General features: G+C 71.3%; 21 protein-coding genes. 1 reads left to right on the top strand and 20 read right to left on the bottom strand.

Annotated features, from left to right (window positions below; genetic code table 11):
- Window positions 1-14: 14 nt before the first annotated feature.
- From AB0I66_RS04010 to AB0I66_RS04065, 12 genes are all read right to left on the bottom strand, one after another.
- The gene (locus AB0I66_RS04010; protein WP_363206091.1) at window positions 15-1,595 is read right to left on the bottom strand and encodes a hypothetical protein; all 1,581 of its coding nucleotides are present in this window, start codon (window positions 1,593-1,595) and stop codon (window positions 15-17) included.
- An 84-nt stretch (window positions 1,596-1,679) separates the two neighbouring features.
- Window positions 1,680-1,874 (bottom strand): hypothetical protein, encoded by a 195-nt coding sequence (locus AB0I66_RS04015; RefSeq protein ID WP_363206092.1) that lies wholly within the window; start codon window positions 1,872-1,874, stop codon window positions 1,680-1,682.
- Window positions 1,875-2,009: 135 nt separating this feature from the next.
- Window positions 2,010-2,867, bottom strand: coding sequence for a phosphatidylinositol-specific phospholipase C/glycerophosphodiester phosphodiesterase family protein (locus tag AB0I66_RS04020; protein ID WP_363206093.1), 858 nt, complete (start codon window positions 2,865-2,867; stop codon window positions 2,010-2,012).
- 127 nt (window positions 2,868-2,994) lie between these two features.
- On the bottom strand, window positions 2,995-3,681 hold the full coding sequence (locus AB0I66_RS04025; RefSeq protein WP_363206094.1) for an ATP-binding cassette domain-containing protein: 687 nt from the start codon (window positions 3,679-3,681) through the stop codon (window positions 2,995-2,997).
- Window positions 3,674-4,588 carry an ABC transporter ATP-binding protein gene (locus AB0I66_RS04030; protein ID WP_363206675.1) on the bottom strand — a complete coding sequence of 305 codons (915 nt, stop codon included), beginning with the start codon at window positions 4,586-4,588 and terminating at the stop codon, window positions 3,674-3,676. The genes AB0I66_RS04025 and AB0I66_RS04030 overlap by 8 nt, the downstream gene beginning before the upstream one ends.
- 41 nt (window positions 4,589-4,629) lie before the next feature.
- Window positions 4,630-5,508: an ABC transporter permease gene (locus AB0I66_RS04035; protein WP_363206095.1), complete on the bottom strand. Its 879-nt coding sequence runs from the start codon at window positions 5,506-5,508 to the stop codon at window positions 4,630-4,632.
- Window positions 5,501-6,466, bottom strand: coding sequence for an ABC transporter permease (locus AB0I66_RS04040; protein WP_363206096.1), 966 nt, complete (start codon window positions 6,464-6,466; stop codon window positions 5,501-5,503). The genes AB0I66_RS04035 and AB0I66_RS04040 overlap by 8 nt, the downstream gene beginning before the upstream one ends.
- Before the next feature lie 32 nt (window positions 6,467-6,498).
- Entirely contained in the window at window positions 6,499-8,094 is a 1,596-nt protein-coding gene (locus AB0I66_RS04045) for an ABC transporter substrate-binding protein (RefSeq protein ID WP_363206097.1), read from the bottom strand.
- Window positions 8,095-8,219: 125 nt separating this feature from the next.
- Window positions 8,220-9,347, bottom strand: coding sequence for an acyl-CoA dehydrogenase family protein (locus AB0I66_RS04050; protein WP_363206098.1), 1,128 nt, complete (start codon window positions 9,345-9,347; stop codon window positions 8,220-8,222).
- A complete protein-coding gene (locus tag AB0I66_RS04055) occupies window positions 9,344-10,525 on the bottom strand; it encodes an acyl-CoA dehydrogenase family protein (protein WP_363206099.1) in 1,182 nt (393 codons plus the stop codon). The genes AB0I66_RS04050 and AB0I66_RS04055 overlap by 4 nt, the downstream gene beginning before the upstream one ends.
- Window positions 10,522-11,490, bottom strand: a complete 969-nt coding sequence (locus AB0I66_RS04060; RefSeq protein WP_363206100.1) for an NADPH:quinone oxidoreductase family protein — start codon at window positions 11,488-11,490, stop codon at window positions 10,522-10,524. The genes AB0I66_RS04055 and AB0I66_RS04060 overlap by 4 nt, the downstream gene beginning before the upstream one ends.
- 79 nt (window positions 11,491-11,569) lie before the next feature.
- Window positions 11,570-12,187, bottom strand: a complete 618-nt coding sequence (locus AB0I66_RS04065; protein ID WP_363206101.1) for an XRE family transcriptional regulator — start codon at window positions 12,185-12,187, stop codon at window positions 11,570-11,572.
- A 161-nt stretch (window positions 12,188-12,348) separates the two neighbouring features.
- Between AB0I66_RS04065 and AB0I66_RS04070 the strand changes: the two genes are divergently transcribed.
- Window positions 12,349-13,284, top strand: a complete 936-nt coding sequence (locus tag AB0I66_RS04070) for an SDR family oxidoreductase (RefSeq protein ID WP_363206102.1) — start codon at window positions 12,349-12,351, stop codon at window positions 13,282-13,284.
- Between the two features lie 133 nt (window positions 13,285-13,417).
- On the opposite strand, the gene AB0I66_RS04075 is transcribed toward AB0I66_RS04070, so the two are convergent.
- The 8 genes from AB0I66_RS04075 to AB0I66_RS04110 all read right to left on the bottom strand — a co-directional run bounded on the left by AB0I66_RS04075 (window position 13,418) and on the right by AB0I66_RS04110 (window position 22,316).
- Window positions 13,418-14,254, bottom strand: a complete 837-nt coding sequence (locus tag AB0I66_RS04075) for an enoyl-CoA hydratase/isomerase family protein (RefSeq protein ID WP_363206103.1) — start codon at window positions 14,252-14,254, stop codon at window positions 13,418-13,420.
- Between the two features lie 111 nt (window positions 14,255-14,365).
- Window positions 14,366-15,118: a PIG-L deacetylase family protein gene (locus AB0I66_RS04080; protein ID WP_363206104.1), complete on the bottom strand. Its 753-nt coding sequence runs from the start codon at window positions 15,116-15,118 to the stop codon at window positions 14,366-14,368.
- A 39-nt stretch (window positions 15,119-15,157) separates the two neighbouring features.
- Window positions 15,158-16,483 (bottom strand): alpha/beta fold hydrolase, encoded by a 1,326-nt coding sequence (locus tag AB0I66_RS04085; RefSeq protein WP_363206105.1) that lies wholly within the window; start codon window positions 16,481-16,483, stop codon window positions 15,158-15,160.
- Between the two features lie 87 nt (window positions 16,484-16,570).
- The gene (locus tag AB0I66_RS04090; RefSeq protein ID WP_363206106.1) at window positions 16,571-17,587 is read right to left on the bottom strand and encodes a LacI family DNA-binding transcriptional regulator; all 1,017 of its coding nucleotides are present in this window, start codon (window positions 17,585-17,587) and stop codon (window positions 16,571-16,573) included.
- A 57-nt stretch (window positions 17,588-17,644) separates the two neighbouring features.
- Window positions 17,645-18,748 (bottom strand): rhamnose ABC transporter substrate-binding protein, encoded by a 1,104-nt coding sequence (gene rhaS, locus AB0I66_RS04095; protein WP_363206107.1) that lies wholly within the window; start codon window positions 18,746-18,748, stop codon window positions 17,645-17,647.
- 37 nt (window positions 18,749-18,785) lie between these two features.
- Window positions 18,786-19,790: an ABC transporter permease gene (locus AB0I66_RS04100; protein ID WP_363206108.1), complete on the bottom strand. Its 1,005-nt coding sequence runs from the start codon at window positions 19,788-19,790 to the stop codon at window positions 18,786-18,788.
- On the bottom strand, window positions 19,783-20,823 hold the full coding sequence (locus AB0I66_RS04105; RefSeq protein WP_363206109.1) for an ABC transporter permease: 1,041 nt from the start codon (window positions 20,821-20,823) through the stop codon (window positions 19,783-19,785). The genes AB0I66_RS04100 and AB0I66_RS04105 overlap by 8 nt, the downstream gene beginning before the upstream one ends.
- Complete coding sequence (locus tag AB0I66_RS04110) at window positions 20,820-22,316, bottom strand: sugar ABC transporter ATP-binding protein (protein WP_363206110.1); 1,497 nt, start codon at window positions 22,314-22,316, stop codon at window positions 20,820-20,822. The genes AB0I66_RS04105 and AB0I66_RS04110 overlap by 4 nt, the downstream gene beginning before the upstream one ends.
- Window positions 22,317-22,432 lie beyond the last annotated feature (116 nt).

A 22,432-nucleotide genomic window follows, 5' to 3' on the forward strand; every position in this document is an offset into this window, starting at 1 on the left:
GGTGCGGGACGCCCTCACTCGGTGTCCCGCACCGCCACCAGGCCGTTGAACACGCCCACGTACGCCGTGCCGTCCGGGCCCAGGGTGACCGGGGCCCAGTTGTTGTCGTACGCGATGCCCGTGCCGGCGAGGCGCTTCCACTTGGTCTCGCCGGTGCGGAAGTCGACGGCGGTCAGGTACCAGGCGTCGACGCCGAGGCTGTTCGGCTCCTTCGTGTAGAAGTACAGGAGTCCGTTGGCGGTGGACAGTTTGGGCACGTTCGACGGAGCGCGGACGTCGCTCTCCCACACCATGTCGCAGCCACTGCCGTCGTCGCGTACGTCGATCCTGCTGACGCCGCCGACGACGCTGCGCCCGAAGGTGAGCGAGGTGATGTTCTCGTAGCCGTAGTTGTTCTCGACGACGAGGCTGTTGCCCCAGGTGATCAGCGAGTTGTCGGTGGTGGACGCGCCGGAGCGGAAGACGGGGACCTTGCAGACGAGCCGCTTGTCGTCGGCGATGTCCGCGCCCCTGCGGTAGACGAGGACGTTCATGCGGTCGTCGGCGTTGTCGGTGATCGCCACGTAGTCGTCGTCGCCCCGGCCGAAGAGGTCGGGGGTGGTACCCGAACCCTGGTTGACCGAGCCGGGCTTGGTGCCCGTGCCCCGGTCGTACGTCTGGCGCCAGACGGCCTTCGGGGTGCCGTCCGCGGCGGCCCGGAAGCTGTAGAGCGCGTGGTCGGAGACGATCGACACGCCGTCCTCGGCGACGGAGAAGGAGTTCTGGATCTCCTCGCCTTCGAGGCGGACGGAGCGGACGTCACCGGACTTGGGGTCCACGGTGCCGACGCGGCCCTGCCGGGTCACCCACCAGATGCGGCCCTCCCAGTCGGGCATCACCGACGTGACCGGGTCGCATTCGCCGCTCGGGTAGAGATTCGACCAGGACACGCAGTCATGCGGGACGTGTGCCGTCAGGTCCCAGTCCTTGTCGACGACGAAGCGCCAACTGCCGTCCGCCGTCTGCTCGTGCGCGAGCCTGATGATGTGCTGCCGGGAGTCGGCGAGGACGAGCCGGTCCTCGTCGTCGAGGTAGGAGTAGGCGCCGCCCGATGTGTCCTTGAAGATCTTGGAGAAGTCCAGGCGTGTGATGGCCTCGACGGTGGAGGGACGCTGCGGGAGCTTGTACTCGGCGAGCGTGGCCATCGAGTCCGGGTCGAGCAGCTTGACCAGGAAGCCGGTGAACGTGCCGCAGACGGTGACGATGCGGCCGGCCTTGTCGAAGGTGACGGTGGCGCACTCACCCCCGAGCGCCGCCATCTTCTCGCTGCTGACCCGGGGCTTCTTCCCCAGGGGCCCGTTCCAGGGGTACGTGCCGCTGCCCGCCGCGTCCGCGTGCATCCCGCTGCGGCCGTTGGCGGCCATGTACGGGTGCTGGGGCGGCTGTTCGCCGGGCAGCGGGCGGGCGTCGGCGGGAGCGCCGGTGTACTGGTCGACGAGCCGGTGGCCCGGCGCCTTCGGTATGTCGTCCGCCTGGGCGGCGGGTGCGAAGGACGCGGCCGAGACCGTGAAAGCGGTCAGGGCGAGGGCACTGCTGAGGGTTCTGCGACGCGGCATGGGCCGAAGCTAGGGGCAGCGCCTTGAAGTGTCCATGGAAACGTGACAGTTGTTCATGAACACGCAATGACCATGGCGGGACGGTCAGGGCTGCAGGCCGCTGACGATGTCCGCGGCCGCCGTGACCCCGTTGTGGATGGTCGGCGCCATGCTCGAACTCGCCAGATAGAAGCCGAGCAGCGCACACACCACCGCGTGCGAGAACTTCAGTGCGCCGTTGCGCAGAAAGACCACTGCCAGGATCACGAGCAGCAGCACCACAGAGACCGAGACGGCCATGGGGACAACCTCCTCCGCCACGTCAACATCGCGGCTTTGGGCCGAGTGTGGCGCAGCGGAGGGACCGTCCGGGCGACCGGCATGTCCTCCGAACGGGTGTTATGTGCCGGGACGTTGCTTCGGCCGGGCCGGGGCCTACTGCCCGTGGGCGTCGAGGAAGGCCTCGAGGCCCGCCAGGTCGTCCGTGTTCAAGTGGTCGACACCGGCGGCGAGGAGCTCGCCCCACACCGCGTCGCGCGCCGGACCCGCCAGGTCGGGCGTCGCCCAGAAACGGACCCGCTGGCCGCGCTTGTGCGCGGTCGAGACGATGCCGCGCAGCTTGGCGCGCTCGGCTGCGGGGATCGCGCCCACGCCCTGCCAGCTGAAGTTGAGCGTCCAGTTGTCGCTGATCAGCGGGATGAGCGAGGCGGGCGCCGCGCTGCCCAGGTCGGCGAGGCGGCCGTCGTAGAAGGCGCGGCGCACGCGCTGGGCCTCCATGGGCGCGCGGGCGGCCCGGTCGCCGGATATCACCGCGGTCACGGGACCGCGGCGCACCTTGCCGTGGGAGTACGTGGTGAACAGGTGCCGGTAGCGCCGCAGGTGCCGGTCGAGTTCCAGGTAGGTCGCCGCGCCCTCGGTCTTGATGTCGACGAGGAGCTGGAAGGGGGTGCGGTGGTAGCCGCGGTACACGGAGCCGTGGTGGGCGCGGACGCGGGCCGCCAGGGGGTCCAGGTAGAGCGATTCGAGGGTGCGGGCGGGGTCGAGGTCGATCGGGTCGTGCGCGACCAGGAGCTGTCCGTCGACGAGGTAGATGTCGGCCTCGACGCTGCCGAAGCGGTGGTCGAGCGCGTCGAGCAGAGGCCGGGGGTGCTCGTAGTCGTTGTGCGCGTGGGCGCGGACCAGAGGGCGGGGGTGGTGCCCTCGCTCGCTTGCCTGGGCGTACGCGGGGACAGCCGCGGTGCCGGCGAGTGCGGCACCGATGGTGAGGGCTCTACGACGGGTGATGAGTGCCACGAGGACTCCCGGAAAGGGCATGAGGACGACGGGCGGGCCTCAGTGAGTATGAGGCCATGCTCGCGTCAAGAAACCCCTTGGCGACGGGAGTTGGCGCTATCGACGCCCCGCGTTCACCGCGAACGCATCACGCGTCCCGCAGGGCCTCCCGTGGGGTCTCCCCCACCAGTTCGGTCCAGTGGACGGTCCGCTCGCACCACCGCTCGAGGAGCACCCGGTCGTGGCCGACCGCGAGCAGTCCCGCGTCGTTCTCCCGCCGGTACTCCTCCACGGCGTGCACGAGTGCCGCCGTCGTCGAGGCGTCGAGCATCGCCGTCATCTCGTCGCAGATCAGCCAGCGGGGGCGGAGCACCAGAGCGCGGGCCAGGCAGGCACGCTGCAACTGGCCGTCGCTGACCTCGTGCGGCCTGCGGCCCAGGAGATCCTCGCCGAGGCCGACGGTGGCCGCCAACTCCCGTACCCGCGCTGTGGCTTCGCTTCCACGCCCGGTCGCCCGCAGCGGCTCGGCGATCAGGTCCGTGAGGGTGAGGCGCGGGTCGGCGGAGAGGCGGGGCTGCTGGAAGACGACACCGAAGGCGGTCCGCTGGGCGCGGGGCGCGCGGTGCCGCCAGCCGCGGGCGGGCTCGCCGTCGATGACGACGCGGCCCGCGTCGGGCTTGTGCAGCAGCGCGGCAACCCGGGCCAGGGTCGACTTGCCGCAGCCGCTGGGGCCGAGGAGGCCGACGGAGGCGCCGGGCTCAAGGGTGAGGTCCACGCCGCGCATGACGGGGGCGCGGCGGTCGTATCCGGCGGTGATCGACAGGAGTTCAAGCACGGGGTGCCTCCAGCACGGCCGCCGTACGGGGGTGGTGGCAGGCGACCCCGGCCACGGCGCGCGGCACGGTCTCGCAGGTCTCGTCCGCCCCGGCGCAGCGCGCGGCGAACGCGCATCCCTGCGGCAGCGCGGAGAGTTCGGGCGGCATGCCGGGGATCGGCGTGAACTCCCGCTCGGGGAGAGCGTTCAGGAGGCCGCGGGCGTAGGGGTGTCGGGGTCCCGGGGTGCCGAAGAAGTCCTCGGCGTCGGCGAGTTCGACGATGCGGCTCGCGTACATCACGGCGACGCGGTCCGCGATGCGCTCGGCGGCGGCCAGGTCGTGGGTGATCAGGAGCAGCGCGCGGTCCTCGCCGACGTGCTTGCGCAGTTCGTCCACCGTGCGGTCGACGAGGTCGCGGTCGAGGCCCGTCGTCGGTTCGTCGGCGAGCAGCAGCGGCGCGTCGCCGATGAGCGCGAGCGCGGTGGCGGCGCGCTGGGCGAGCCCGCCGGAGAGTTCGTGCGGGTAGCGGTCCAGGTGTCCGGCGGGGAACGCTGCGCGCTCGGCGGCGTCCTCGGCGGCCTTGCGCAGCTGCGGGCGGCGCACGTCCGCAAGCTCCCGCAGGGTCTCCTCCAGCTGGGCGCGGACGGTGCGCACCGGGGTCAGGTGCGCGGCCGGGCTCTGCGGCACGAGGCCTACGCGCCGTCCGCGGACCGTGCGGGCCAGGGTGCGCTCGTCGGCGGTCAGCAGGTCGACGTCGCCGATGAGCGCGGACCCGGCGGTCTCCGCGTTCTGCGGAAGGAGCCCGAGCAGCGCCGAGGCGAGCACGGACTTGCCGCAGCCGCTCTCGCCGACGAGGGCGAGGCACTCCCCCGCCGCGAGGTCGAAGTGGGCGTCGGTGACGGCGGAGACGAAGGTGTCGCCGCGCATGCGGAAACGTACAGAAAGGCCCTGCACGGAGAGCACGGGAGTCACAGCATCAGCTCCGATCGGCGCCGGGGGTTGATCCGTTCCCGCCAGGCGCCCGCGAGGCCCGCGATCGCCAGGGTGGGCACGATGATGAACAGGCCGGGGAAGAGTGTCGGCCACCAGTCCCCGGCGAGGAGCGAGCCGCGCGCGCTCTGCACGAGGGTGCCCAGGCTCGCCTGGTGGGTGGGCAGTCCGAGGCCGAGGAAGGACAGCGCGGACTCGTGCCAGATGGCGTGCGGCACCATCAGGACGGCGGCGAGTCCGGCCTGCGGGAGTACGCCGGGCAGCAGGTGGCGCACGGTCACGCGCATCCGCGACGCACCGCCGGAGATGGCCGCGTCGACGTACGGGCGTGACCGCAGCGAGAGCACCTCGGCGCGCACGATGCGAGCCGTGGACAGCCAGTGGGTGAGCGCCACCGAGACGACCACCGGCCAGACACCCGGCCGGAACATCGCCACGATGAAGATGCCGAGCAGCAGGTGCGGCACGGACGAGAAGACGTCCACGAGCCGCATCACGATCCGGTCGACCCAGCCGCCCGACGCGGCGGCGAGCGCGCCCACTGCGGTGCCGATGACGGTCGCGACGACGGCCGCCACCACGCCCACGAGGAGCGAGACCCGCAGCCCGTACACACAGCGCAGAAGCAGGTCGCGGCCCACGTCGTCGGTGCCGAAGGGGTGCTCCCAGGAGGGCGGTCGCAGCTTGGCCGCCAGGTCGACGGCCTGTTCGTCGAGGTTGACCAGCGGTGGCACGACGAGGACGGCGAGGACCACCGCGGCGACGATCACCGCTGAGGAACGCACCCGCCACGCGCGCGTGGAGCGAGTCTTCGAGGCGCTCCCTAGGGAGGCGCGCCAGGTCGTCGTCTCAGCCATCGAATCCCACCCTCGGGTCGGCGAGGCCGTACAGCAGGTCGGCCAGGAGGTTGCCGAGGAGCACCGCGGCCGTGGCGAGGACGGTGAGCGCGGCGAGCAGCGGGAAGTCCACGGCGGTCGCGGCGGACACGGTGGCCGCGGCGATGCCGGGCCAGCTGAAGACGGTCTCCACCAGGAGCGCCCCGGTGATCAGTTCGGGCACGCGGGAGCCGATCAGTGTGAGCACCGGCAGCATGCCCGAGCGCAGCGCGTGCCCGAGCAGGACGGTCCGTTCCGCGAGGCCACGCGCGCGTGCGCCGCGGACGGGGTCGTCGCCGAGCGCGTCGCCGACCCCTTGGCGTACGTAGAGCACGAACCACGGGAGCTGCGAGATAGCCAGGACGGCGGCGGGCAGCACGAGATGGCTCGCGACCTGCCCGGCGGTGACGACCGAACTGGCGGTGTCCGTGAGCCCGCCGGACGGCAGCACCCCGAGCTTCAGGGCGAACAGCCAGACGGCGAGCAGGCCGATCCAGAACGGCGGGGCGGCTTCGAGGGTGTATGCGAGCGAGGTCACGGCACGGTCGAGCCAGCCGCCGGGGCGGCGCGCGGCGAGGACACCGAGCGTGGTGCCGACGAGGATCGCGAGGAGGAACGCGGTGGCGGCGAGCAGCACGGACCAGCCGATGCGTTCTCCGATGACGTCGGAGACGGGCTGGCGCAGGGTGCTCGAATCGCCGAGGTCGCCGTGCACGGCCGACGTCAGCCAGTCCCACCAGCGCTGTGTGAGCGGCTGGTCGACGCCGAGGTTGCGGCGCAGCTGGTCGAGGTTCTCCTGCGACGCGGTGAGCCCGGCCGTGCCCGCGTACGCCTTGACGGGGTCGAAGGGGGACGCGGCGGCGATGGCGAAGACGCCGAAGGTCACGGCGAGCAGGACCGGGACGGCGAACAGGGCCCGCCGTCCCGTCATGCGCGCCATCGGCCCCCAGGGGAGCTTCCGGAGCGCGGTGATCACTGCTTCGGCTGCCAGTCCTCGACGTTCCACCACGGACCGGACGCGAGGCCGTGGTCGTGCGGCTCGATCTGGGTGGTCAGGTCGCCGAAGCGCTTGTCGACGACGTAGAGGTGGTCGATGTGGGTGAGGAAGGTGTAGCCCGGGTTCTTCACCAGCTCGCGCTGGATGGTGTCGTACGCGGCCTGCCGCTTGGCGTGGTCGCCGCTCTCGCGGGCCTCGTCGAGGGCCTTGTCGACCTTGGGGTTGTCGTAGTGGGCCATGTTGTTGAAGCCGTCACCGGCGAGCGAGGACTTCAGGAGGGTGTACTGGTCGAAGTCCGGGTCGGCCGGGGAGCCGCCGCCCGCGAGGACCGCGTCCTTGGGCATGCGCGGCTGGATGACCTCCCACGTACCTGCCTGCACCTGCACCTTGATGCCGATCTTCTTGGCGTCGGAGGCGTAGGCGAGGGCGTGGTCCTGGCGGAGCTTGTCGCCGGAGAGGTACCAGAGCGGGAACTTCGCCTGGACGCCGTCCTTCTCGCGGATGCCGTCCTTGCCCGGCTTCCAGCCCGCCTTGTCGAGGATCTTCTTCGCCTGGGCGAGGTCGTGCTTGCGCTCCGTGCCCTTGGTGAACCACGGGCTGTCCGTCGGGACCGGCCCGTAGGCCTCCTTGCCCGCGCCGTCCAGGATCGAGTCGACCATGGCCTTGCGGTCGACGCCGGTGTCCAGGGCGCGCCGGATGTCGGTGTCCCCGGCGACCTTGTTGCCGGTGGGCAGGGTCACCACGCGGTAGTCGAAGGTCGTGGCGGCGTACGACTTCTTGTTGCCGTCGCTCTCATACTTCTTGGCGAGGTTGGGCGGCAGGATCGCGCCGTCGAGCTCACCGGCGTCGAGCCGGGTGGCGCGGATGTCGTCGTCCTTGATGATCGCCATGGTGAAGTTCTTGACCTTCGGCGCGCCGCCCCAGTAGCCGGGGTTGGCCTTGAAGGTGAGCTTCTCGCCCTTGGACCACTTCACGAGCTTGTAGGGGCCCGTGCCGACCGGCTCGGTGGTGAACTCACCGGTGTTGACGTCCTGCTTGCCCGCTATGTGCTCGGGCGCGATCGGCAGGACGGTGCGCTCGGCGAACGGCGCGTAGGGGTACTTGAGGTGGAAGACGACGGTGTCGTCGCCCTTGGCCTCGACGTTCTTGACGGCGTCGAGCTCGGTCTTGGCGGCGTTGTTCGTCTTCTTGTCGAGGATCGTCTCGTACGTGAAGACGACGTCCTTGGACGTGAAGGGCTTGCCGTCGCTGAACTTGACGCCCTTGCGCAGCTTGAAGGTGTAGGTCTTGCCGTCGTCGCCGACCTCGGGCAGCTCGGCCGCGAGGGCCGGCTTCAGCTTCATGTCGACGTCGTGCGTGAGCAGACCGTCGAAGATCTTGGAGTTGCCGTCCTTGCCGTAGCCGAGGAGCGGGCTCAGGGTGTCCGGCTCGTACGCGATGCCGACGACCGCGGAGTCCTTGGCGCCGCCCGCGTTCTTGCCGTCGCCCGGCGCCGAACAGGCCGATGCGGCGACCGCCAGTGAGGCGGCCGCCGCTACCGCGCCCGTACCCCGTATCGATCGGGCCCTCATGCTCCACACCCCTACTGAAAATCAAACGTTATTGCGAACGGGTCGCAATTATGCCTCATGTAATGGGTGGGTAAAACGTGCGGTCCATACCGAGTGGATCACGGTGCGCGGGCCGCCGAGAGGGGTCAGGGAGCCGGCAGATGCACGCGCGCGGCCAGCTCCTCCCGGTGGCGCCCCACCGTGCCGAGCGCGATCGAGTCGGCCTTGGCCCGCTTGAGGTAGAGGTGGACGGGGTGCTCCCACGTCATGCCGATGCCGCCGTGCAGCTGGAGCGCCTCCTCGGCGATGTGCACCGTGGCCGGTGACGCGTAGGCCTGCGCGAGAGCCGCCGCGACATCGGCGTCCTCGTCCTCGGCGGCGAGGGTGTCGGCCGCGTTGCGGGCGGCGGCGCGGAGGTTGACCACCTCCAGCCAGAGCTGGGCCAGCCGGTGCTTGAGCGCCTGGAAGGACCCGACGGGCCGGTTGAACTGGTGCCGCTCCTTCGTGTGACGGACCGTCTCGGTCAAGCACCAGTCGGCGAGGCCCAGTTGCTCGGACGCAAGCAGCCCTGCCCCCGCCCGCAGACCGTGCCGTACCGCGGGTCCGGCCTCGGGACCGACCACGCGCGCGCGTGCCCCCTCGAAGGTGACCGTGGCGAGCGGCCGTGTCAGGTCGAGCGAGGTCTGCGGCGCGACGCTCACGCCTGCGTCTTGCGCGTCCACCGCGTACAGCCCGGCGCCCGTCGGGACGAGAAACACGTCGGCGGCGACGGCGTCGGCGACCCCGGTGACACTCCCGTGCAGGGCGCCGCCCGCCACACGTACGTCGGGCAGGGCGCCGCCGGGAGCGGTGGTCAGGGGCACGGCGAGCACGCCGACCGTGCGTCCCGAGGCGAGCGCGCCGAGGAGTTCCCCCGCCGCCTCGCCGTCGCAGGCCAGCAGCGTCTCGGTCGCGATGACGGCGCTGGTCAGGTAGGGCACGGGCGCCACCGCGCGGCCCAACTCCTCCAGGACGACGGCGGCTTCGCGGTGCGTGGCGCCCTGACCGCCGAGGGCCTCGGGCACGAGCAGGCCCGCGAGGCCCATGCCGTCCGTGAGTGCCTTCCACAGCTCGCGGTCGTGCGGCTCGGCGGACTCGGTGCGGGCGAGCACGGCGGTGGCGTCGCAGTGGTCGGCCAGCAGGCCGCGCACCACCGAGCGCAGCGCCTCCTCCTCTTCGGAGTACAGCAGGTCGCGCTGGGCGGGCTGCGAGATCTGTGCGGGCTGCGTACTCATCGGGCGAGGTCCTTCCAGGCGACGTCCTTGTCGGTGCGCGGCTCGGAGGGCAGTCCGAGCACGCGCTCGGCGACGATGTTGAGCAGCACTTCGCTCGTGCCGCCCTCGATGCTGTTGCCCTTGGCCCGCAGATAGCGGTAGCCCGCGTCACGGCCGACGAAGTCGACCTTCGCGGGCCGCCGCATCGTCCAGTCCTCGTACAGCAGCCCCTCCTCACCCAGGAGCTCCACCTCCAGGCCGCTGATCTCCTGGTTCAGACGGGCGAACCCGAGCTTCATGCCCGAGCCCTCCGGGCCCGGCTGCCCCGCGACGAGCTGCTGGCGCAGACGCTCTCCGGTGACCCGGGCGACCTCGGCCTCGACCCACAGCTTGAGGAGCCGCTGGTGCAGATCGTGCGTGCGCAGCTCGGGGCGGTCGCGCCAGGCCTCGACGACCGGGCCGATCATGCCGCCCTCCCGCGGGATGCGGCTGCCGCCGATGGACACGCGCTCGTTCATGAGGGTGGTCTGCGCGACCTTCCAGCCGTCGCCGATCTCACCCAGGCGGTGCGCGTCAGGGATGCGTACGTCGGTGAGGAAGACCTCGTTGAACTCGGCCTCGCCGGTGATCTGCCGCAGCGGCCGCACCTCGACGCCCGGGTCGGTCATGTCGCAGACGAAGTAGGTGATGCCGCGGTGCTTGGGCACCTCGGGGTCGGTGCGGGCGATGAGGATGGCCCAGCGGGCGGCGTGCGCGCCGGACGTCCACACCTTCTGCCCGTTGACGACCCACGTGTCGCCGTCACGGACGGCTCGTGTGCCCAGGGCGGCGAGGTCGGACCCGGCGCCGGGCTCGCTGAACAGCTGGCACCACACCTCGTCGCCGACCCACAGCGGACGCAGGAAGCTGCGCTTCTGCTCCTCGGTGCCGAAGCGCAGGATGGTCGGCGCGGCCATGCCGAGGCCGATGCCGATGCGGCGCGGGTCGTTGTCGGGCGCGCCCGCGGCCTCCAGCTCGGCGTCCACGACGGCCTGCAGGGAACGCGGGGCGCCGATCCCGCCGAGGCCCTCCGGGTAGTGCACCCAGGCGAGTCCCGCGTCGAAGCGGGCCTTCAGGAAGGCCGGGCGTTCCGTCGTGGCGGGAGGATTCGCGGCGAGGAACTCCTGGGTACGGCTGCGCAGTTCGTCGGCATCCGTCATGCGTCGCCTCCCCCGGGGACCACGGCCACCCGGCCCGTGGTGACGCCGTCCGCGACCCGCTGGACGGCGGCGGCCGCGTCGCTCAACGGCACGCGCTCGCTGATCAGCGGCTTGATGGCGCCCTTGGCCGCGAGCTGGGTGAGCTCCTCGTGGCAGCGGAGGATCGCCTGGGGGTCCTTGGTGTTGTAGAGGCCCCAGTGCAGGCCGAGGACCGCGTAGTTCTTGACCAGGGCGTGGTTGAGCGCGGGCGTCGGGATGACGCCGCTCGCGAAGCCGACGACGATGATCCGCCCCTCGAAGGCGACGCACTTCGTGGACTGTGTGTACGCGTCACCGCCCACGGGGTCGTAGACGACATCGGCGCCACGGCCGCCGGTGGCTTCCTTGACCGCGCCGATGACGTTCTCCGTGCGCCGGTCGATGACCAGGTCGCAGCCGAGTTCCCGCGCGACCTCGGCCTTCGCCGCGCCGCCGACGACGCCGATGACCTTGGCGCCCGCCGCCTTGCCGAGCTGGACGGCGGCGCTGCCGACGCCGCCTGCGGCCGCGTGCACCAGGAGGGTCTCGCCCTCCTGGAGGTGCGCGCGGCGGTGCAGGCCGAACCAGCCGGTCTGATAGCCGATGTGCAGCGCGGCGGCCTCGGCGTCGTCCAGGGCGTCGGGCGCGGGCAGTACGGCCGCGGCGTCGGCGAGCGCGTACTCGGCGAAGCCGCCGTACGGAAGGGCGGGGTTGGCGATCACGCGCCGCCCGTCCTCGGTCTCGCCGCAGATCTCCACGCCGGGCGTGAACGGCAGCGGGGGCGTGACCTGGTACTGCCCGCGGCAGAGCAGGGCGTCCGGGAAGTTGATGTTGGCGGCGCGGACCTTGAGGAGCAGCTGTCCTTCGCCGGGCACCGGCCGGTCCACGTCTTCGAGGCGCATCACCGCGCTCGGCTCGCCGTTCTGGTGCACTTGCCATGCCTGCATGCGGGGCCTCCACGGGGCTTTCGTAGACCGGGCTCCGTCGCATACTAAGCGGTCGCTTGCAGGCAGGGGAACCGTCTCGTCAGTCCGTTTCGCTCTTCTGCCGGGAGGGCCGCGCCCGTACGTGCATCCGCTCGCCCTGCGGCCCGAACAGGCTGAGGAATTCCGCGGACCCTTCCCCCGTGGACCCGAACCAGTGCGGCAGCCGGGTGTCGAACTCCGCGGCCTCGCCCGCCGTGAGGACCACGTCGTGGTCGGCGAGCACGAGCCGCAGCCGGCCGGACAGCACATACAGCCACTCGTATCCCTCGTGGGTCTTGAGGTCGGGCTCCGAGGACCGCTGGGGTTCGAACACCTTGTACGCCTGGAGACCGCCGGGCTGGCGGGTCAGCGGGACCATCGTGCGGCCGTGCCGGACGATCGGCTTGGCCCGTACCCGCGGGTCGCCGACGGGCGGGGCGCCGACCAGCTCGTCCAGGGGGACCTGGTGGGCGCGCGCGATGGGGAGCAGAAGTTCGAGGCTGGGCTTGCGCCGGCCGGACTCCAGGCGCGAGAGGGTGCTCACGGAGATCCCGGTGACCTCGGCGAGGCCCGCGAGCGTCGCGCCCCGCTCCTTGCGGATTCTCCGCAGGCGGGGGCCCACCTCGGCGAGCACGCCGTCGAGATTTGCGCCGTCGTCATCGTTCTCTGTCGCTGTCATCTCTCTATTGCAGTATCGGCAAACTTGATTGTCAATCCCGCAGGTTCGGCGGGGCGGTCTCCATGAAGGTGGTCACGACGGAGAGCAAGCGGGAGGGACGCCGACATGAAGTCTCCCTACGGGCATGGAGCTTTGAAGCGTTCCGCGGTATCGATGCGCCCATGACGGACGATGCAAGCGAAAGCATGCTGCCGGGCCTCCCTGCCCCCGCCCCGGCCGGCACGAGCGCCCTGCCCGAGGGGACGTACGACGGATCAGTCGTCCTCGTGACCGGCGGCGGCAGTGGCCTCGGCAAGGCGATCGCCACGGAGTTCGCACGGCTCGGGGCGGATCTCGTCATCGCCGGCCGCAAGGAGGAGCGCCTGAAGGCCGCGCGGGACGAGCTCGCGGGCCTCGGCGGGCGGGTGGCGGCCACCCCGTGCGACATCCGGGACCCGGACCGCGTCGCCGAAGTCTTCGACGCCGCACAGGAGGCCTACGGCCTGCCCGACGTCCTGGTGAACAACGCGGCGGCGAACTTCCCCGTGCCCGCCGAGGACATGTCCCCGAACGCCTGGCGCTCGGTCGTGGACATCACGCTGAACGGAACGTTCTTCATGACGCGGGAGTTCGCCCGCCGCCATCTCGCGACGGGCACGCCCGGCTCCGTCATCAACATCGGGGCGTCGTACGCGTGGACGGGCGGCCCCGGCTTCGCGCATAGCGCGGCGGCAAAGGCGGGCGTGAAGAGCCTCGTCGAGAGCCTGGCGGTGGAGTGGGGCCCGTACGGAATCCAGGTCAACGGCCTGGTCCCGGGTCTGATGCCGCACGAGGACATGACCGCCGACATCCGCGGCAACCTCGACCGGGCCGCGACCACGGAGGAACGTGAACCAGGCATTCAGCGGCGGGAGTTGGGATCGCACCAGCCCGCCCTGCGCGTCGGCGCCCCGCGCGAACTGGGCTGGGCCGCGACCTTCCTGGCCTCGCCCTACGCCCGCTTCATCACCGGGCACACCCTGGTGGTCGACGGCGCGAACTGGCAGCGGCGGGGGTTGGTGAGCCCGGAGGTGGTGACGGTGCGGGAGCAGATGGGGCGAGGCCGATTCGGGGGATAGCGAGCCCTCTCAGCCCGGGCCCTCCCCCGTGACGGCGAGAGGGGCTGGGGGCCCGGGCTGGGGCCCCTCTCCTCCCCGCCCCCTGCGGCCCCACTCCCTGCTCGGCCCTGCTCCCTTCGCGGCAGCGTGGCCGTCACTTGCCCTCGAACTGCGCTGTCCGCCTCGCCCCCTTCGCCGCGTATCCGGCACGCGAGTCCTCGGACGTCAGCGTGATCGCCGCGTTCATCGCGACCCGGTCGAGAGCCGCGTCCATCCCCGCGTCCGCGTACGCGTCGATGCCCCGCTTGATGCCCTGGACGGCCAGCGGGCCGTTCGCCGCGACTTCCGCGGCGATCTCACGCGCCGTCTTCGTCACCTCCTCCACGGGCGTGACGAGCTGGACGAGCCGCAGCCGTTCGGCCGTGGCCGCGTCGATGCGGCGCCCGGTGAGCGAGAGCAGCTTGGCCCAGCCCGCACCGGCCTCGCGCGCGATGCGCAGATCGCCGCCCGCGTCCACCGCGACACCGATCTGCGCCTCGGGAAGCGCGAACACCGCGTCGTCGGACGCGACCCGTACGTCCGCCATCAGCGCGAGTTCGAAGCCGAACCCGAGGCAGTACCCCTGCACGGCGGCGACGATGGGCTGCGGAAGGCCGGCGAAGGTACGGAAGCGTTCATGGACCCAGCGCAGGGCCTCGTAGTAGTTGCGCGTGCGCTCGGAGCCCGAACGGCCCTCGACGGCGCCGCCGACGTGCGCGGTGACGTCGATCCCCGCGCAGAAGGCGCGCCCCTCCGCCCGCAGCAGCACCGCCCTGATCGAGTCGTCGAAACGGATCCGGTCGGCGAAGATGCCCAGCTGGCGCGTGGACTCCCAGCTCCACGCGTTGAGCTTCTTCGGGTGGCAGAGGGTGAGGATGCCGAGACCGTCCTCGATGTCGAGGCGCAGCCGCTCCTCACCCTCCGGGATGTCCGTGCCGATGGTGTCGATCATCCAGCACCAGCTCCTGCCTGCACTTCTGACGGGTCGTCAGTAATGTGACGCGCCGTCAGCTTAGCGGCGGGGGCCCGGCGCCTGAAGACCTCGTCAGCACCTGAAGACCCGTCAGCGGCTGAAGACCTCGAAGGACACCGCGGGCTTCCCGCCGAAGCGCGGCGCCACGCTCTGTGCGTTGCCGGTAAGGAACTCCCGGCAGTACTTCTCGGGGTCCTCCTGGGTCAACCCCTCGATGTACGTGCGGTGTTCGAGGAGCGAGCGCACCGAGCGTTCGAGCCCCGCCGTGGCGTCCGCGGCGTGCGTGGGCGACGAGGAACCGGCGACGGCCACCCAGCGCACGCCGTTCCAGGGTTCGAGCGCGTCCTCCTCGATCAGCTCGGGGAAGATCCAGCGGTTGCCCGCGTCGGCCACGGCGTCCAGGGTGGCGCGGCCGACGGCGACGTGGTCCGGGGTGTTCCAGGCGACGCCGCCCCAGGTGTCGCGGTGGTTGAGCGTGATCACGAGCTCGGGCCGGTGCCTGCGGACCGCGGCGGCGATGTCCCGGCGCAACTGGATCCCGTACTCGATCACGCCGTCCCTGTGGTCGAGGAACTCGACGGTCGACACGCCCACGACGGCCGCGCTCGCCCGCTGCTCGCGCTCGCGCAGGGGGCCGCACGTGGCGGGGTCGAGGGTGTCGATGCCCGCCTCACCGCGGCTGGCCAGGAGGTAGGCGACCTCGCGCCCGCCGTCCGTCCACCCGGCGATCGCGGCCGAGCAGCCGTACTCCAGGTCGTCGGGGTGGGCGACGACGGCGAGGGCCCGCTGCCAGTCCTCGGGCATGGGCGTGAGCTGGTCGTTCTCGTTCAACGGCTCTGTCATGCCCGCAGCCTAGCTTCGCGGGACCCCGTCGCGGAGGGCTCAGGCCTCGCCCCTCGCGAGGGCGAGGAGCCGGTCCAGGACGCGCGGCGGACCCACCCGGAGCCCGTCGTGCTCGTACTCGTCGGTGACCCAGGACCGCAGGCCGCGGATGGAGCGGGCGGTGCGCAGCGAGTGGCCGGTGTCGACGTACATGTCGTCGTGGTAGATGGCGGCGGCGGCCGGCACCTCGTTCGCGGCCAGCCGCGCCGTGTCGTACAGGGGCGCCCAACCGGTGCGCGCGGCAAGGAGATCGGCGGTCTCCCGCAGCGGCCGCAGAGCCGGGTCGCAGTCGAACTGCCAGCGCTGGACGGCTTCCCCGGTGAAGAGGAGCGGCGCGTCCCCCGCGAGCGCCTTGCCGGGGTCGAACTGCGGGAACTCGCCGCGCATCCGCTGGGCCGACCAGTCGGTGGGCCGCTCCCCCTGGCCGTAGATGGTCTCGTGCAGGAGGGCGAAGAGCGGGTGCGCACGGTGCGAGAGGGCGGTCTGTACGGCTTCCCGGAAGGCGTCGGAGAGCGTGTGGCCCGCCGGGGTGCGCACGAAGGCGTCCTCGAGGAGGTAGTGGAGGCGGTGGCTGCCGTCGCTCATGCCGAGCAGCATGCCGAGGGACTGGAACGCCTCGACGGTGAGCCGGTAGCCGCCGTCGAGCACCGTTTCGTGCTCGGCGAGGTGAGCGGCGATGCGGCGGGCGCGCTCGACGTCCTGGGGGTAGCGGGCGTAGTGGGCGCGGGTCTTGCGCTCCATGCGCGGATACGCGGCGCGGTAGACGTCGTCCGCGTGGCCGTCGAGTGCGGGCAGACCGCCGGTGATGAGGGCGGTGTGCAGTCCTTCGGGGGCCGCGGAGAGGTAGTGGGTCGCGCAGAAGCCGCCGAAGCTCTGGCCGAGTACGGTCCAGGGGGCGCCGCCGGTCAGCTCGCGCCGGATCAGCTCGCAGTCGCGGACGATCGAGTCGGCGCGGAAGTGCGTCAGGTAGTCGGCCTGCTCGCGGGGTCCGCCGCGCAGCGGGAGCGTCTGGCGCGTCGCCGGCGTCGAGTTGCCGGTGCCGCGCTGGTCGAGGAGCAGCACCCGGTAGTCCTGCAGGGCCCTGCCCAGCCATGCCTCCTTGCCCACGAACCGGTTGGCCCCGAATCCCGGGCCGCCCTGGAGGTAGACCAGCCACGGCAGGTCGGCACCGCGGTCCCCGCGCGCGCTCGCCACGGCCTCGCGGGCGAAGACCTCGATCCGCTCCCCTGCCGGGTCGTCGTGGTCGAGGGGCACGGAGAAGCGGTGGTCGGTGAGGACGACGCCGGGCTGACGGTAGGAGGCGGTGGCGCTGGCGGCGGGGGTCAAGAGAGCTCCAGGGCGGATGCGGAACGGGACGCTTCGCCCCAGTTCAGCACACCCGCCCCAGAGGCGGTCAGCGGGCCCCGGAGGCGCTCAGCGAGGCGTCAGGCTGGAGCGCCGCACCACGAGCTCCGGCTGGAGCACCACCCGCCGGTGATCATGGTCGTCGGCTTCGGTGTCCGACTCGGTCTCCTCCAGGAGGAGTTCCGCGGCCATCGCGCCCATCTTGATGGCGGGCTGGCGCACCGAGGTGAGCGGGACGACGGCCGCGGCGGCGAACTCGATGTCGTCGTAGCCGACGATGGCGATGTCCTCGGGCACGCTCACCCCTGCCGCGTACATCGCCTGGAGCACCCCCAGGGCGAGCAGGTCGTTGGCGCAGAAGACGGCGGTCGGCCGCTCGGCCAGGCCGAGGACACGGGCGCCCGCGTCACGCCCGGCGGCCACGTCGAGGCGCTCGGTGGGCAGTTCCCGCAGCGCCGCGGCGGGCAGACCCGCCTCGGCGAGGGCTTGCAGCGCCCCTTCCCTGCGGTCCTTGACCTGGTTGAGTCCGGGCGGGCCGCTCACGTACGCGATGCTGCGGTGCCCCGTGTCGAGGAGATGGCGCACCGCGAGGGCCCCGCCCATGACGTCGTCGACGGAGACGGAGCACTCGGTGGCACCCTCGGCGACCCGGTCGACCAGGACGAACGGGATGTCGTGCCTGCGGAAGGCCTCGATGTTGCGGCCCGTCGCGTCGGCCGGGGTCAGCAGGACACCGCGTACCCGCTGTTCGGCGAAGAGCGCCAGGTATTCGGCCTCTTCGGAGGGGCTCTGTCCGCTGTTGCACATCATGACGCGCAGCCCCGCGTCGCGCGCGGCCCGTTCGGCGCCGCGCGCGACGTCCACGAAGAAGGGGTTGCCCATGTCGAGCACGAGCAGCGCCATGATGCGGCTCTGGCCCGCCCGCAGCTGCCGTGCGGACTCGCTGCGGACGTAGCCGAGCCGGTCGATGACGGACTGCACCCGGTGGCGCGTCTCTTCGGAGACGACGTCCGGACGGTTGATCACGTTCGACACGGTGCCCACCGACACGCCGGCGTGCTTCGCCACGTCTTTGATGCCGACCATGCGTCCCCTTGTTCCGTTGCGCGTGCGGTGCATTGTGCACCGACGCGTGCGATCCCCTCAGAATTTGTACTGGTCGATGTTCTTCTTGTCGAAAACGGTCGGTTCGCCGAGATCGACGACTCCCTTGTCACCGATGGTGAAGCTGCCGAGATCGCCGGCCTCGAACTTCTCGCCCTTCTTGCCGGTGATCTGGCCGGACTTGAGGGCCACGGCGGTGTGCGCGGCGAGCGCGCCGAGCTTGGCCGGGTCCCACAGCTCGAAGCCCTCGACGGTGCCGTTCTTCACGTACTGGCGCATGTCGTTGGGCGTCCCCAGGCCGGTGAGCCTCACCTTGCCCTTGTACTTCGATCCGGAGAGGTACTGGGCGGCGGCCTTGATGCCGACGGTCGTCGGCGAGATGATCCCGGCCAGCTTCGGGTGCTCCTGCAGCAGTCCCTGGGTCTGCTGGAAGGACTGCTGGGCGTCGTCGTTGCCGTAGGCGGTCTTGACCAGCTTCATGTTCTTGTACTTGGGCTTCTTCAGCTCGTCCTTCATGTAGCGGATCCAGGTGTTCTGGTTCGTCGCGGTCTGGGCGGCGGAGAGGATCGCGATGTCGCCCTTGTAGCCGAGCTGCTTGCCGAGCAGCTCCACTTGGGTGCGGCCGAGCGCCTCGGCGCTGGACTGCGAGACGAAGACGTCACGGCACCCCGGGTTGGTGTCCGAGTCGTACGTGACGACCTTGATGTCGTTCTTCATGGCCTGCTTGAGGGCGGTGCACAGGGCGCCGGGGTCCTGCGCGGAGACCGCCATGGCGTCGACCTGCTGCTGGGTGAGCGTGTTGACGTAGGAGACCTGCCCGCTGGTGTCGGTGGCGCTGTTGGGGCCCGTCTCCTTGTACGAGGACCCGAGGTCCTTGAGCGCCTTCTCGCCGCCCTTGTCGGCGACGGTGAAGTACGGGTTGTTGACCTGCTTGGGCAGGAAGGCGACCGTGAGGCCCTTCTTGGTCGGCGCGTTCGGGTCGGCCTTGGCGTTCGAGGCCTTGGCCGCGTCGTCGTCCTTCGAGGACTCCTTGGTGGTGCCTCCGCAGGCGGTGGCGGTGAGCGCGAGCGAGGTCACGGCTGCCAGGGTCACGCAGGCGCGGGTGAGGGCGGAGCGGCGGGGAGATCGGCGGGGAGAGAGCATCGTTGGTCCCTTTCGGACGTGCGGACGGTACGAGGGGTCAGCGGGCGGGAGCGGCCGCGGCGGCGCGGCGGCCCGCTCTGGCGACGGCGATCTGGCGGGCCACGCGCGGCCCGAGCACGGACACCACGAGCAGCACTCCGGTGACGACGATCTGCGACTGCGCGGAGACGTTCAGCAGGCTCATCGCGTTCTGCAGCGCGCCGAGCAGGAAGACTCCGGCAATGGCCCCGCCGAGCGTTCCCTTGCCGCCGTCGAAGTCGATGCCGCCGAGCAGGACGGCGGCGACGACGGACAGTTCGAGCCCGGTGGCGTTGTCGTAGCGGGCGCTCGCGTAGTGCAGGGCCCAGAAGATGCCCGTGAGCGAAGCCATGAGCCCGGTGGCGACGAACAGCCACAGCTTGTGCCGCTTGACGCGCACCCCGGCGAACCGCGCCGCCTCCTCGTTCGCGCCGATGGCGAAGAGCGAGCGCCCGAAGGGCGTGGCGTGCAGGACGAGGACGGCGATCGCGAGCAGCGCGAGGAAGGGCAGGAACGCGTACGGCAGGAAGGTGTCGCCGATGCGTCCGGCCGCGAAGTCCAGGTACTGCGTGGGGAAGTCGGTGACGGCGTCCGAGCCGAGGACGATCTGTGCGATGCCCCGGTAGGCGGCCATGGTGCCGATGGTGACGGCGAGCGAGGGCAGCCCGAGCCGGGTCACCAGGAGGCCGTTGATCAGGCCGCAGACGACTCCGATGAGGAGCACCAGCGGAATGATCGTCTCGATGGCCATGCCGCCGTTCCACAGCGCGCCCATCACCGCTCCGGAGAGCCCCGCCGTCGAGGCCACCGACAGATCGATCTCTCCGGAGACGACGAGAAGCGTCATCGGCAGGGCGATCAGCGCGATGGGCAGCGTGTTGCCGATGAGGAACGACAGGTTGAGGGCGTTCCCGAAACCGTCGACAAAGGAGAACGACATCAGGAGGAGCACGACAAGGAGAGCGCCGACAACGGTGTCCCAGCGGATGGCGCGCGTGAGAGTGAGCCGGTTGGAGTCAGCCATGGCGAGCGTTCCTCTTCTTCAGGGCCTTGGCGACGCGCAGGGCGACGATCCGGTCGACGGCGATGGCCAGGACGAGCAGCACGCCGTTGATGGCGAGCACCCACACGGAGCTCACGCCGAGCGCGGGGAGCACGCTGTTGATGGACGTCAGGAGCAGGGCGCCGAGCGCCGCTCCGTAGACGCTCCCTGAGCCGCCTGTGAAGACGACGCCGCCGACCACGACGGCGCTGACGACCGTGAGTTCGTAGCCGTTGCCGGTGGCGGAGTCGACGTTGCCGAAGCGGGCCAGGTAGAGCGCGCCCGCGAGCCCGGCGAGCGCCCCGCACGCGGTGTAGGCGGCGAGGATGCGCTTGCGGACCGGGATGCCGGCGAGCCGTGCGGCCTCCGGGTTGGAGCCGAGCGCGTAGAGCTCGCGTCCGCCGCCGAAGTGCCGCAGGTAGTACGCGACCACGACCAGGACGGCGAGCGCGATCAGCCCCAGGTAGGGCACCGCCGAGATGCCGCCGGAGCCGAAGTCGACGAAGCCGTCCGGCAGGTCGGACGCGGTGATCTGCCGGGAGCCGACCCAGATGGAGTCGATGCCCCGGATGATGTAGAGGGTGCCGAGGGTCACGACGAGCGCGGGCACCTGGCCGAGGCTGACGAGCGCCCCGTTGAGCAGCCCGCAGCCGACGCCGAGCGCGACGGCGAGCAGGATCGCGAGCGTGGAGTTGCCGCCGCCCTGGAGGTAGTTGCCCGCGGCGAAGGCGCTGATCCCGAGCGTCGAGCCGACCGACAGGTCGACGTTGCGGGTGATCACGACGAGGGCCTGGCCGGTGGCGACCAGGACGAGGATGGTCGCGTTCAGGAGCAGGTCCTTGATGCCCTGCTCGGAGAGGAACTCGCTGTTGCCCGCCTGGGTGATGCCGATCATCACCAGGAAGACCAGCAGGATGGCCAGTTCGCGCATCTTGAAGACGCGGTCGACGAGGCGGGTCGCCCCGGCCTTCTCCGGGTCCACGGCGGGTGCCGGGCTCTGGGTGGTCACGCTCATGCCGTCCTCCCGGTGGCGGCCGCCATCACGGACTCCTCGGTGGCCCGCGCGCGCGGGATCTCGGCCGTGAGCCGGCCTTCGTGCATGACGAGGACCCGGTCGGCCATGCCGAGGATCTCGGGCAGGTCGGAGGAGATCATCAGGACGGCGACCCCGTCGGCGGCGAGTTCGGACAGCAGGCGGTGCACTTCGGCCTTGGTGCCGACGTCGATGCCGCGGGTCGGTTCGTCCACGATCAGCACCTGGGGCCGGGTGGCGAGCCACTTGGCGAGGACGACCTTCTGCTGGTTGCCGCCCGACAGGGTGCCCACGGCGTCGGCGATGCGCGCGTACTTCACCTGGAGCCGCACCGCCCAGTCGAGCGAGCGGCTGCGCTCGGCGCCGCGGTCCATCAGGCCCGCGCGCACCGTCGTACGCAGCCCCGTGAGCCCGATGTTGCGCTCGATCGACATGTCCATCACCAGGCCCTGGGCGCGCCGGTCCTCGGGGACGAGCGCGAGCCCGGCCGCCATGGCGGTGCTGGGGGCTCCGTTGATCAGCTCCTTCCCCTGCACCTCGACCGTGCCGGCGTCCCACCGGTCGACGCCGAACACGGCCCGCGCGACCTCGCTGCGCCCGGCTCCGACGAGTCCCGCGAGCCCGACGATCTCTCCGCGCCGCACGTCGAACGAGACGTCGGTGAAGACGCCCTCGCGGGTCAGCCGGCGGACGCTGAGGGCGACGTCGCCCACCTGTGTGTCCTGCTTCGGGTAGAGCTCGTCGAGGTCACGGCCCACCATGCGGCGCACGAGGTCGTCCTCGGTGAGGCCTTCGAGCGGCTCGCTCGCGATCAGGCCGCCGTCGCGCAGCGTGGTGACGCGCTGGCAGAGCTCGAAGATCTCCTCCAGGCGGTGCGAGATGAAGAGGACCGCGGCGCCCTGTTCGCGCAGGGTGCGGACGACGCCGAAGAGGCGGGCCACCTCGCTGCCGGTGAGCGCCGCGGTCGGCTCGTCCATGATCAGGACCCGGGCGTCGAAGGAGAGCGCCTTGGCGATCTCGACGATCTGCTGGTCGGCGATGGACAGGCCGCGGGCGGGCTGTTCGGGGTCGAGGTCCACGGCCAGGCGCTTGAAGAGCGCGTCGGCCGCGGCGTGCACGGCCTTGTGGTCGACGCGGCCGAAGGAGCGGCGGGGCTGGCGCCCCATGAAGATGTTCTCGGCGACGGAGAGGTCGGGGAAGAGCGTCGGCTCCTGGTAGATGACGGCGACGCCCGCGTCCCTTGCGTCTCCCGGTCCGTGGAAGACGACCGGGGACCCGTCGAGCGACAGCTCCCCCGCGTCCGGCCGGTGGACCCCGGCGAGGGTCTTGATGAGGGTGGATTTCCCTGCGCCGTTCTCGCCCGCGAGGGCGTGCGCCTCACCGGCATGCAGCTCCAGGGAGACGTCGTGAAGGGCTCGCACGGCCCCGAAGGACTTGCTCAGGCCCTGCACGGCAAGGACGGGGGGCTCTCTCATAGGTAGCACCGATCGGTCACGAAGGGCATGCGGCTTCTGGCGTGGGGGCTCAGGCGTCGGGCGGCCTCGGAGGTCATCGGGAGTCACCCGCCGGACACTTGGCGTGAAAGGTTTCA

Origin of the sequence: Streptomyces sp. NPDC050439, from assembly GCF_040655335.1 — a bacterium.
Lineage (GTDB): Bacteria > Actinomycetota > Actinomycetes > Streptomycetales > Streptomycetaceae > Streptomyces.